This window comes from Nonomuraea glycinis, from assembly GCF_035920485.1.
Taxonomy (GTDB): domain Bacteria; phylum Actinomycetota; class Actinomycetes; order Streptosporangiales; family Streptosporangiaceae; genus Nonomuraea; species Nonomuraea glycinis.
This window is the reverse complement of the sequence record NZ_CP109166.1, coordinates 7,354,164-7,365,059: the sequence shown is the minus strand read 5'-3', so window position 1 is coordinate 7,365,059 and position 10,896 is coordinate 7,354,164. Positions and strand designations below refer to the sequence as shown.

The 10,896-nt window shown below is 71.4% G+C and carries 11 protein-coding genes; 6 read left to right on the top strand and 5 right to left on the bottom strand.

Annotation, left to right across the window (positions count from 1 at the left end; genetic code table 11):
- The first annotated feature begins 65 nt into the window (after positions 1 to 65).
- The 3 genes from OHA68_RS34480 to OHA68_RS34470 all read left to right on the top strand — a co-directional run bounded on the left by OHA68_RS34480 (position 66) and on the right by OHA68_RS34470 (position 3,064).
- Positions 66 to 1,211 (top strand): AMP-binding protein, encoded by a 1,146-nt coding sequence (locus OHA68_RS34480; protein WP_327103972.1) that lies wholly within the window; start codon positions 66 to 68, stop codon positions 1,209 to 1,211.
- A 43-nt stretch (positions 1,212 to 1,254) separates the two neighbouring features.
- The gene (locus OHA68_RS34475; RefSeq protein WP_327103971.1) at positions 1,255 to 1,575 is read left to right on the top strand and encodes a hypothetical protein; all 321 of its coding nucleotides are present in this window, start codon (positions 1,255 to 1,257) and stop codon (positions 1,573 to 1,575) included.
- A 169-nt stretch (positions 1,576 to 1,744) separates the two neighbouring features.
- Positions 1,745 to 3,064 (top strand): sigma-70 family RNA polymerase sigma factor, encoded by a 1,320-nt coding sequence (locus OHA68_RS34470; RefSeq protein ID WP_327103970.1) that lies wholly within the window; start codon positions 1,745 to 1,747, stop codon positions 3,062 to 3,064.
- A gap of 156 nt (positions 3,065 to 3,220) precedes the next feature.
- On the opposite strand, the gene OHA68_RS34465 is transcribed toward OHA68_RS34470, so the two are convergent.
- Positions 3,221 to 3,619, bottom strand: coding sequence for a hypothetical protein (locus tag OHA68_RS34465; RefSeq protein WP_189139127.1), 399 nt, complete (start codon positions 3,617 to 3,619; stop codon positions 3,221 to 3,223).
- Positions 3,620 to 3,733: 114 nt separating this feature from the next.
- On the opposite strand from OHA68_RS34465, the gene OHA68_RS34460 reads away from it, so the two are divergent.
- Entirely contained in the window at positions 3,734 to 4,294 is a 561-nt protein-coding gene (locus OHA68_RS34460; protein ID WP_327103969.1) for a TetR/AcrR family transcriptional regulator C-terminal domain-containing protein, read from the top strand.
- 197 nt (positions 4,295 to 4,491) lie between these two features.
- On the top strand, positions 4,492 to 4,689 hold the full coding sequence (locus OHA68_RS34455) for a DUF5999 family protein (protein WP_189139129.1): 198 nt from the start codon (positions 4,492 to 4,494) through the stop codon (positions 4,687 to 4,689).
- 303 nt (positions 4,690 to 4,992) lie between these two features.
- On the opposite strand, the gene OHA68_RS34450 is transcribed toward OHA68_RS34455, so the two are convergent.
- Complete coding sequence (locus OHA68_RS34450; RefSeq protein ID WP_327103968.1) at positions 4,993 to 5,586, bottom strand: alpha/beta hydrolase family protein; 594 nt, start codon at positions 5,584 to 5,586, stop codon at positions 4,993 to 4,995.
- 81 nt (positions 5,587 to 5,667) lie between these two features.
- Between OHA68_RS34450 and OHA68_RS34445 the strand changes: the two genes are divergently transcribed.
- Complete coding sequence (locus OHA68_RS34445) at positions 5,668 to 6,012, top strand: hypothetical protein (RefSeq protein WP_327103967.1); 345 nt, start codon at positions 5,668 to 5,670, stop codon at positions 6,010 to 6,012.
- Between the two features lie 165 nt (positions 6,013 to 6,177).
- Here the strand turns inward: OHA68_RS34445 and OHA68_RS34440 are convergent, their stop codons facing one another.
- The 3 genes from OHA68_RS34440 to gcvP all read right to left on the bottom strand — a co-directional run bounded on the left by OHA68_RS34440 (position 6,178) and on the right by gcvP (position 10,844).
- Complete coding sequence (locus OHA68_RS34440; RefSeq protein WP_327103966.1) at positions 6,178 to 6,660, bottom strand: hypothetical protein; 483 nt, start codon at positions 6,658 to 6,660, stop codon at positions 6,178 to 6,180.
- A 97-nt stretch (positions 6,661 to 6,757) separates the two neighbouring features.
- Entirely contained in the window at positions 6,758 to 7,687 is a 930-nt protein-coding gene (locus tag OHA68_RS34435) for a tetratricopeptide repeat protein (RefSeq protein ID WP_327103965.1), read from the bottom strand.
- A gap of 319 nt (positions 7,688 to 8,006) precedes the next feature.
- On the bottom strand, positions 8,007 to 10,844 hold the full coding sequence (gene gcvP / locus OHA68_RS34430) for an aminomethyl-transferring glycine dehydrogenase (RefSeq protein ID WP_327103964.1): 2,838 nt from the start codon (positions 10,842 to 10,844) through the stop codon (positions 8,007 to 8,009).
- Positions 10,845 to 10,896: the final 52 nt, after the last annotated feature.

Genomic DNA, 10,896 nt, shown 5'->3' with positions numbered 1-10,896 from the left:
ACGGGAGAACGCGTCACGACCCTCCCTGCGCCGCTGCCCGATCTGACGCCATTAACCTTACGAGCATGTGGAGGAACCCGTCGCATCCGGACCGCCCGCTGCACGCCGTCGTGCAGCCCGCGGGCCCCCGGCTGTTCGCCGCGATCCGCGACGCGCTGTCCGGCGACGGACCCGCCGTGCTGCCCCTGACCCCCGGCCAGGAGGGCCCCGCGCTCGCGGCCCTGCGCCCCACCCACGTGAACGGGGTACGGCAGGCGGACGGCGTCGGCGTGCCCGGTGACGTGGCGGTGGCCATCGCCACCAGCGGCAGCACCGGCGCCCCGAAGGGCGTGCTGCTCTCGGCGACGGCCCTGCGCGCCTCCGCGGCCGCCTCGCTGCGCCGGGTGGAGGCCGCCAAAGGTGAGCGGTGGCTGTGCTGCCTGCCCGTCTCCCACGTGTCCGGCCTGCAGGTTCTGGTCCGATCGCTGCTCGGCGAGAGCGAGCCGGTGCTGCACGAGCGCTTCGACCCCGAGGCGGTGCTGGCCTCGGGCGCCGCGCACGTCTCGCTGGTCCCGACCCAGTTGCACCGGCTGGTCGCGCTCCAGGCGGACCTGTCGCGCTTTCGCACCATCCTGCTCGGCGGCGCGGCGCCCCGGCCGGGGCTGCTGGCCGAGGCCGCGGCCCTCGGCGCCCGGGTGGTCACGACGTACGGGATGAGCGAGACCAGCGGCGGGTGCGTGTACGACGGCCGGCCCCTTGACCACGTGGACTGCAGGATCGGCGACGACGGCCGGATCCGCCTGGCCGGGCCCGTGCTGTTCGCCGGTTACCGCTTCGGCGGCGAGGCCCCCCTCGACGGCGGCTGGTTCGTCACCTCCGACCTCGGCGAGTTGTCCGGCGGCAGGCTCCGCGTCCTCGGCAGGGCCGACGACGTGATCAACACCGGCGGCGAGAAGGTGGTGGCCGCCACCGTGGCCGCCGTGCTCGGCGGTCACCCCGAGATCGCCGAGGTGGCGGTGGTGGGCCGGCCGGACCCCGAGTGGGGCGAGGCCGTGGTGGCCGTCGCGGTCCCCGCCGACCCGGCGAACCCGCCCACGTTGTCCCAGCTCCGCGCCTACTGCGCCGATCGGCTGCCGCCCTTCGCCGCGCCACGTGAGTTGCGCCTGATGCTCCGCTTGCCATTGCTCGCAAACGGGAAAACAGATCTCATGCGGCTCAAGTCCGGAACCTGATGACTTGTTGCATGCGTCATAGTGGGGAGAAGGAGGGAGCCTCATGAACCAGACCCGCAAGATGTGGGCCTCTGCGGCGGTTGTCGGCGTGATCCTCGTCGGCGGCGTCTCGGTCGCGGCGGCCGCCTCGGCGGGCAGGCTCGACCAGGCCCGGCAGACCAGGGCCGTGGTGCAGGAGGACCCCCCGTTCAGTCCGCCGCCGACCTGGGACGCCAAGCACACCGAGGACGGCATCGTGGTGTCCGACGAGTTCGAAGCCGATCCGGACGAGGTCGTCGGCTACTGGACCGACGACCGCTTGCAGGGGGCGCAGCCGATGCCGATGCCCGAGGTCAAGCCGGGTGAGCTCGTCCTGCCCGAGTAGGATCATCAAGGGGCGGGCCATATAGGAGGTTCCGCCCTTTTTCGACCTCACGGGAACAAATAGCGGCCGATGGCGTTATGGATACTGGTGAGTCGAGCGGCCGGAGCCGGGCCGCCCCACCATGAACCCGCCTAGATCGTTTCCGCTCCTGTATGGAGGAGGTGTCCTCATGCCCCGAACCGCCGTGGCGACCGCCACTCCGCCCGCAGACCTCGAGCAGCTCATTGACCGAGGGCGAAACCAAGGTCACCTTTCTCTCGCGGAGCTGCGCGACGCCTTCGCCCAGGCCGGCATCAGCCCGGCCCAGGGCCGGTCCATCCTGCGCGAACTCACCGACGCCGGCGTGAGTCTGGCCGCCGAGGACGAGCCCGCACTGGCCAAGAAGACCAAGCGCTCCGCCAGGAAGGCTTCTGGCACCGAGACTACCGACTCGAAGGCCGCCAAGGCAAAAGACAAGAACATGAAGGCCGACGACGACGACGAGGACGGCCCCGACGACCTGGTGCTGGAGGTCTCCGCCGAGGTGGCCGAGGAGGTCGACGCCGAGAACGAGCCGCTCGACCTGGACGACAACCAGTCCGTGATGGGCGACTCCGTCCACACCTACCTCAAGTCCATCGGCCGCCGCACCCTGCTCACCGCGGCGCAGGAGGTCGAGCTGGCCAGGCGCATCGAGGCCGGCCTGTACGCCGAGTACAAGCTGGAGAGCACCCCCGACCTGACCCCGGCGCGGCACGCCGACCTGATGCTCGTGGCGCAGGACGGCAAGGCGGCCAAGGACCACATGCTGGAGGCCAACCTCCGCCTGGTCGTCTCGGTCGCCAAGAAGTACACCGACCGCGGCATGTCCCTGCTGGACGTCGTCCAGGAGGGCAACCTGGGCCTGATCAGGGCCGTGGAGAAGTTCGACTACACCAAGGGCTTCAAGTTCTCCACCTACGCCATGTGGTGGATCCGCCAGGCCATCCAGCGCGGCTTCGCCGACTCGGCCCGCACCATCCGCCTGCCGGTCCACGTACTCGAGATGCTGTCGAAGCTGTCGCGCATCGAGCGCGACATGCACCAGCGGCTGGGCCGCGAGCCCACGCCCGAGGAGCTGGCCGTCGAGCTGGACAAGACCCCCGACCAGATCGAGGAGCTGCTGCGCACCAGCCGCCAGCCCATCTCGCTCAACGCGACGATCGGCGAGGACGGCGAGACCACGATCGGCGACCTCATCGAGGACGTCGATTCGCCGGAGGCGTCGGAGATCGTCGACCGCCAACTGCTGGGCGACCAGCTGCGGGGCGTGCTGCGGAACCTCTCACCGCGCGAGGCCAAGATCATGGCTCTGCGCTTCGGGCTGGTCGACGGCAAGCCGCACACGCTGGACGAGATCGGCAAGCACATGGGACTCACCCGCGAGCGCATCCGCCAGCTCGAGAAGGAGTCGCTGTCCAAGCTGCGCCACCCGAGCAACACACGCCCCCTGCTCGACTGGGCCAGCTGACCTCTCCAGCCCTCTGTACGCCGAACGCCCCGGCCCGGAATACCTCCCGGACCGGGGCGTCTGCGCATTCAAGCGCTCCACCGTACGGATCTCTGTGCGCTCCGGCCGTACGGGTGGAACTGCGCCTGTGTGTTTCGGTGTGCGGATCGAACGGCGTCAGCGGGCCGCGGGGACCGGGCGGGGCAGGCGCGGGATGCCCCAGAGCCTGTTCTCCTCGCGCAGCGTGCGCAGCCGCTCCACCTCGGCGGTCCACATGGCGCCGGCGGGCGTGGCCTTCGCCTTGCGGCGGGCGATGCGGTCGTCGTAGGACTTGACGCCGAACGTGGCCCGCTGTCCCGCCTCGGCCGCCCGCAGCGCCTCGGTCAGCGCCTTGTCGAACGCCATCCCCGCGGCCCGCAGCTCGACATCGTCCGCGTCGGTGGCCTGCAGCTCGCGCAGCGTCCGCTCGGCCTGCCTGGCCTTGTCCAGCAGCTCGGGGAAGCTCTTGGAGATCTCCTGATCCGCGTGGAAGCGGACCTCGGCCTCGCGGCTCACCCGCGGACGGAAAAACGCCATCGACTCTGCCCTTCGAACTGTCGGTTCTTGCCAGCGACCAGGGTACGCCGTGCCGCGCCACGCCCAGTACCCGGATCCGCGTGCCCGGCGCCTTTACATAGTAAGATGATCAGTATGCCCGCCAAGCGACCGCCCGTCCCCCTCTCCCGCGAGCGCATCATCGAGGCCGCGCTGCACATCGCCGACAGCCAGGGCCTGCGCCGGCTCACCATGCGCAGGCTGGGCGACGCCCTGCAGGTGGAGGCCATGGCCATCTACCACCACCTGCCCAGGGGCAAGGAAGCGCTGATGGACGCGCTGGCCGAGCACGTCACCGCCGTCCGGGTGGAGCAGGCGGCCACCTGGCAGGAGACCGCCAAGGCCTGGTGCCGGGCCAGCCGCGAGGTGCTGCGCGAGCACCCCGGCGTGCTCGCGCTCGCCCTCACCAAACCGCCGAAGGGCGGCACCACCCTGGCCATCGGCGAGCAGGTCGAGCAGCTCACCGACGCGGGCCTGCCGGACGCGGCCGACGCCGTGCGCTCGCTGCGGGCGTTCGTCTTCGGCAGCGTCGCCGTCGAGGTCCAGCAGTCGGGATGGGCCGACCCGGAGGTGGACGAGTGGACCCGGCGCGACGAACGGGCCGACGCCGACTTCGAGCGCGGACTGGAAGCTTTGCTTCGAGGGCTCCAAATCTAGTGTGCGTGTCGAGCTTGGCCCGTTATCCTGCATAAGGCACGCTGTGTCGAAGGTCACACGATTGGGGCATCCTCCTCTAACAGTCCTAACGGACTATGTCGGAATGTGTGACATACAACGCACACTTGCTGCAAACGAAAACCCGAGCGCTCCCACCCCTCTTCCGGGAGCACCCACGAGATATCGGAGGCACGCCGATGTGCCCGCACGACCCGGTCTGTCCGTCTGCCGAGGCGCCCGACCGCGAGGCCGCACGTACTCTTGCCTGCCACCCCGAGCAGGGGTGGAGCCTGCTGTGCAACGGCGTAGTCCTGTTCGAGGACACCGGGGAGCTCCTGCCCGGTGGCACCGCCATCGCCCCGCACCGCCCCGACCCCCTGGTCGGCGCGATCTGACCCATACCCGGCCGCCCGCACTGACGGCGGGCCGGTCACCCACGTCCCGCCTGTGACCTCGGCGGGACAGCCTCGACCGCCAGGCCGAGCACCCCCCGCCCGCCAAGGGCCGCGAGACAGCCGACCGGCCCCGAGGCGGCGACCCCGCAACCTCCAGCAGGTTGCGGGACCAGCACCACCGGCCCTTCTCCGCCGGTTCCACCGGCGCGTGAGCCAGCCGGCCACCACTTCAGCTCAAGTGGCCCTTGAGCCAGTCGGCCACCACCTGCCCTCCAGTGGTCCTTGACCAGGTCGGGCGCGAGCTCAGCTCAAGTGGCGCTCGAGCCAGTCGGCCACCACTTCGCCCACGCGGGCCGGGTTCTTCTTCAGGTCGTGGCCCTCTCCTGGCAGCACCACCATCCGCGTCGCGTCCGCCGGATCCGGCAACCCGAACGGGTCCCGGTCCCCGCTGACCACCAGCACCTCCACTCCGGCCCCGCGCAGCTCGTCGGCCCTGGACCGTTCCGGCCTGCCCGGCGGATGCAGCGGGAAGGCTAGTGCCACCACCGAGGCCGCGCCCACCGCCTTGGCGGTCCGGCAGGCCACCCGCGCCCCGTTGCTCCGCCCGCCCTGCACCAGGGGCACGTCCGGCCAACGCTTACGCAGCTCGTCCACCACGATCTGCCACGCCTCGTCCTGTCGGGCGGGCGACCCTGGCGCCCGCGCCCCGGCCACCCTGAACGCCTGTGTCACCCTCGCCACGCTCGCCCCCACGCCGAGCGCCGCGTCCCGCACCGCCAGGAGATCGGGCGCGTCCACTCCCCCGGCCGACCCGTGCGTCAGCACCAGCAGCATCCGGGCCCGCTCCACCTCGTCGACCTCGACCAGCGCGCGACCCCGAGGGGTCATGATCTCCATGGCAGCACCGTACCTGGGTATGAGGCCAACCTCGGTCTCAGGTGTGATGACGGCGTGCCCCGGACGATGCAGGATTGCCGTATGCGAGACACGAGTCCCTTGCGCGAGGACCTGCAGGCCACGCTGGACGCCCGCCGTGACCTCGGCCCCGACTACGAGCCCGCCCTGGTCGACTCGCTGGTCGAGCGCCTGGACGCCACCATCGCCGCCCGGGTCGCCGCTGAGCTCCATCTGCGCGGCATGCCGTCCCCCAAGCAGCGCGCCAGCGGCTCGGCCATGGTCCCCATCGCCCTGGGCTCGATGGCCATCGGCATCCCGCTCACCGCCATCGCGAGCACCTCCGGCCCGGTGGCGATCGTGGCGACCTGGATCGCCATCGTCGCGATCAACATGGCGTCCGCCATGGTCATCATGCGCCGTCCCTGATCCCCGAAGCCCCACACCCTCTCACCCCTGGCCCACAGACCTCGCACGCCCTCATGACCCACACCACTTTGGCCCCTCAGGCCCGCGTGGCCGGGTCTCGCGCCCCCTGGCCGTAGGAGTTCGGCCCCTCAGGCCCGCGTGGCCACGCCGCTGCAGTCCGCAGGGCTACGCCGGTGCCTCGGTCCGTGTTCCCGGGTCTCCGGGCGGGTCTGCGACCGATTCCCAGCGTGCCTGGAGGTCGGCGCAGATCACGTGCACGGTGCCCGTGAGAAACGTCAGCTCGTGGCTGCAACCATGGTCGTGCGGCAAGATCTCGTCCAGCCGCAGACTGCTCAGCCCCACCTTCGGGTCCCCGCCGACGCGGACACCGGCCACCCCGGCATAACGGATGACCAGGCGCTCGGAGTGCTTCCACGGATTCGCCTCCAGGCGAAGCTCCAGGCCGAGCGGCCCGCCTCCCAGAGACAGGCCCCCGAACTCGAGGTCCTTCACACAGCGAGGGCCGGCGAAGTCGTAGTGCTCCGGATCACTGGCGAACGCGCGCGCACCGGCGGGCAGCCGCGGGCCCAGCTCGGGCAGCTTGTCCAGGTACGGAGACGGATCATGCATCAGCGCACCGTCCTGCCACTCCACTACGACGAGCTCCACCGATCTCCCTTCAAGATCGCCCACGGGAGGACGGAGGTGGCACGTGCCAAGCCCCGCTGAGCCGGCACCTCGATCGCGAGCACGTCACCGCCCGAAGTCAGCCACGGTCGTAACGCAGCCGCACCTCGGACGCGAGCGTCTCATCCTCATGATTCAAGCCGTACGCCCACACCTGGTCGGCATCGTCGGCGCGCCCCCGTAGCGGAAGCGTGCGGGCCAGCAGCTCGACCGCGAGGGCGGTGGTCTGAGCCTCGCCGTCGTCCTCCACGGCACCCGCGAACTCGGCGCAGGCGAGCTCCAGGTGCGCGATGCCGAGCTGCACGCGCAGCCGGGCCGCGTCGTCACCCCCGGCGTTCTCCAGGCCGTCCAGCAGCACCTCCGCCGCCTCCCCCGGCTCACCGCGCTCCATGAGCAGGTCCGCGAGCTGCTGAATCGCATGCACGCGTACGTCCGCACCACCCTGCCCGACGTGTACGCCACTCACCGTCTGGGCCGCATGCCTCCGCTCGCCGTCGGCCGCATGGTGCCCGCTGTCACGAGGTGCGTCACCGATGGCGCCCTGGCCGTCTCCCCGCCGTGCCGTCGTCGCGTCGCCGGCGCCGATGGCGGCGCGGAGCTCGGTCTCCGCCTCGTCGTACTCGCCGGTCTCCACGGCGAGCCGGGCGAGCGCGAGGTGGGCGAGCGGAACGTAGGCCGGCGTACCGACCCCCAGCACCGCTTGCCAGGCACCCCTCGCCTGACCGTAACGCCCCTCACGTTCGAATCCCTGGGCCAGGTGGCAGGCGGCCTGGGCGGCGAACTCGGGATGACCGGTGGCGAGCGCGGTCCTGGCGGCGGCGCGGGCGCCGTCGACGTCGCCCCGCTGGTCGAGGACTACGGCGAGGCCGACGGCGGCCTGGGCCACGTCGGGGCCGCCGGGGGCGGAGGCGAGTTCGGCGAGTATGGCGGCCGCACCATCGAGATCACCGTCTTCGGCGAGGCGGCGGGCGGTGTCGAGCGGCGGGGTCTCCAGCTCTGAGGACGTCAAGAGAGCTCCTTCGGCGACGATCGCACCGAGCCTAACGACTTCTGGCGATCATGTCTGCTCACTTGCACCCGTAGGCATGATACGCACACCTTTGCGGCGTCAGGCCCTCCCCAGCCGACGACACGAGGGCGAGCCTGGGCTCACGAACGCAGGCCCGAGGGCGGGGCGTACGGCATGATGCATGCTCGCGCACGGGGCGGAAAGGCCGAGGCCCGGGGGCGGGGACGGGCGGCGCGATGCGTGCCCGTACACAAGGGAGAAAGGCCGAGGCCCGGCACGCTCGTAAGCGGGCCGGGCCGGGCCGGTGGGTGGGGGTGAGTCAGTCCTCGTACGCCTCCAGCGGCGGGCAGGAGCAGACCAGGTTGCGGTCCCCGTACGCCTGGTCGATGCGGCGTACCGGCACCCAGTACTTGTCGTCCCGCAGTGAGGGCACCGGGTAGGCGGCCTCGGTGCGCGAGTACGGGTGGGGCCACGCGTCGGCGGTGAGCGCCTCGGCGGTGTGCGGGGCGTTACGCAGGGGGTTGTCCGTCTTGTCGTAGTCGCCGGAGCCCACCTTCGCGATCTCCTCCCGGATGGCGATCATCGCGTCGACGAACCGGTCCAGCTCCCCCAGGTCCTCGCTCTCCGTAGGCTCGATCATGAACGTGCCCGCGACCGGGAACGACATGGTCGGCGCGTGGAAGCCGTAGTCGATGAGCCGCTTGGCCACGTCGTCGACGGTGACGCCGGTCTCCTTGGTGATCTGCCGCAGGTCGACGATGCACTCGTGGGCGACCAGCCCGCCCCGCCCGGTGTAGAGGACCGGGTAGTGGGGCGCCAGGCGGCGCGCGAGGTAGTTGGCCGACAGGATGGCCTGCTCGGTGGCCGCGGTGAGGCCGTCGCCGCCCATCATCCTGATGTACGCCCAGGAGATCGGCAGGATGCCGGCGGAGCCGTACGGGGCGGCCGAGACGGGACCGACGGGGGTGCCGTCACGCAGCGGGTGGCCCGGCAGGTAGGGGGTGAGGTGGGCGCGGACCGCGACGGGCCCGACGCCGGGGCCGCCACCGCCGTGCGGGATGCAGAACGTCTTGTGCAGGTTCAGGTGGGACACGTCGGCGCCGAACTCACCCGGCTTGGCCAGGCCCACGAGTGCGTTGAGGTTGGCCCCGTCGACGTACACCTGGCCGCCGGCGCGGTGCACCTTGGCGCAGATCTCGGTGACGGTCTCCTCGTAGACGCCGTGCGTCGAGGGGTAAGTGATCATGATGGCGGCGAGCCGGTCACGGTGCTTGTCGATCTTGGCGTCGAGGTCGGCGAGCTCCACGTTGCCGCCCGCGTCGCAGGCCACGACCACGACCCGCATGCCCGCCATGACGGCGCTGGCGGCGTTGGTGCCGTGCGCCGAGGACGGGATGAGGCAGACGTCGCGCTCACCCTCACCGCGCTCGCGGTGGTAGGCGCGGATGGCGAGCAGCCCGGCGAACTCGCCCTGGGAGCCGGCGTTCGGCTGGATGGAGACGGCGTCGTAGCCGGTGATCTCGGCCAGCCAGCCTTCCAGCGTCTGGATGAGGTCGACGTAACCGGCCGCCTGCGCCTCGGGGGCGTAGGGGTGGATGGCGGCGAACTCGGGCCAGGTGATGGGCTCCATCTCGGTGGTCGCGTTCAGCTTCATGGTGCAGGAGCCGAGCGGGATCATGGAGCGGTCGAGCGCGATGTCCCGGTCCTGCAGCTTGCGCAGGTAACGCAGCATCGCGGTCTCGGAGTGGTGGTCATGGAAGACCGGGTGGGTCAGATAGCCGGACTCGCGCACCAGCGAGGCGGGCACCGCGTCGGGCACCTGGGGGTCGTCGAGGGCGACGCCGTCGCGCTCGACGCCGAAGGCGGCCCACACCTTGGCCACCTCGGCGGCGCCGGTCTTCTCGTCGCAGGCGATGGAGACGTGGTCGGCGTCGGCCTGCCAGAGGTTGACGCCCCGCTCGGCGGCGGCGGCGACGACCTCGGCCGCCCGGCCGGGCACGCGGGTCAGCACGGTGTCGAAGAACTCCTGGTGGACGACCTCGACGCCGCCCTGTCGCAGGCCGTCGGCCAGGACGGCGGCGTGCCGGTGCACGCGGGTGGCGATCCGGCGCAGCCCGTCGGGCCCGTGGTAGACGGCGTACATGCCGGCGATCACGGCCAGCAGGACCTGGGCGGTGCAGATGTTGCTGGTGGCCTTCTCGCGGCGGATGTGCTGCTCGCGGGTCTGCAGGGCCAGCCGGTAGGCGGGGTCGCCGTCGGCGTCCACGGACACGCCCACGAGCCGTCCGGGCATCTGCCGCTGCAGTCCTTCCCGTACGGACATGTAGGCGGCGTGCGGGCCGCCGAAGCCGAACGACACGCCGAACCGCTGCGTGGAGCCGATGGCGATGTCGGCGCCGAGCTCGCCGGGGGCGGCGACCAGGGTGAGCGCGAGCAGGTCGGCGGCGGCCACGACGAGCGCGCCGGCGGCGTGCGCCCGCTCGGCCACGTCGCGGAAGTCGCGCAGCCGGCCGGAGGCGCCCGGATACTGCACGAGCACGCCGAAGCAGGCCGGCAGCTCGCCTGTCAGGTCGCTCTCCACGAGCGTGATGCCGAGCGGCTCGGCGCGGGTGGCCAGCACCGCCTTGGTCTGGGGCAGCGTGTCGGCGTCGATGACGAACACGTCGCTCTTGCTCTTTCCGGTGCGCCGGGACAGCGTCATGGCCTCGGCCGCGGCGGTGCTCTCGTCGAGCAGGGACGCGCCCGCCACGGGCAGGGCGGTGAGGTCGGACACCACGGTCTGGAAGTTGAGCAGTGCCTCCAGCCGGCCCTGCGAGATCTCCGGCTGGTACGGCGTGTAGGCGGTGTACCAGCCCGGGTTCTCCAGCAGGTTGCGGCGGATCACCGCGGGCGTGACGGTGTCGTGGTAGCCCAGGCCGATCATGGAGGTGAGCACCTGGTTGCGATCGGCCAGAGCCCGCAGTTCGGCGATGGCCTCGGCCTCGCTCGCGGCGGCGGGCAGCTTGAGGCGGTCCTTGCTCCTGATCGCCTCAGGAACGGCCACGGCCACCAGGTCCGCCACGGACTCGAAGCCCACGGCCTCGAGCATGCGCTGCTGCTCGCTCGGGGACGGTCCGATGTGCCGGGTGGAGAACGGCGGTGGTGACAGGTCGGTCATGGAGATGCCTCCCAAGGCGATGGAGACCGGCGCAGAGCGCGGGCGTATGCCA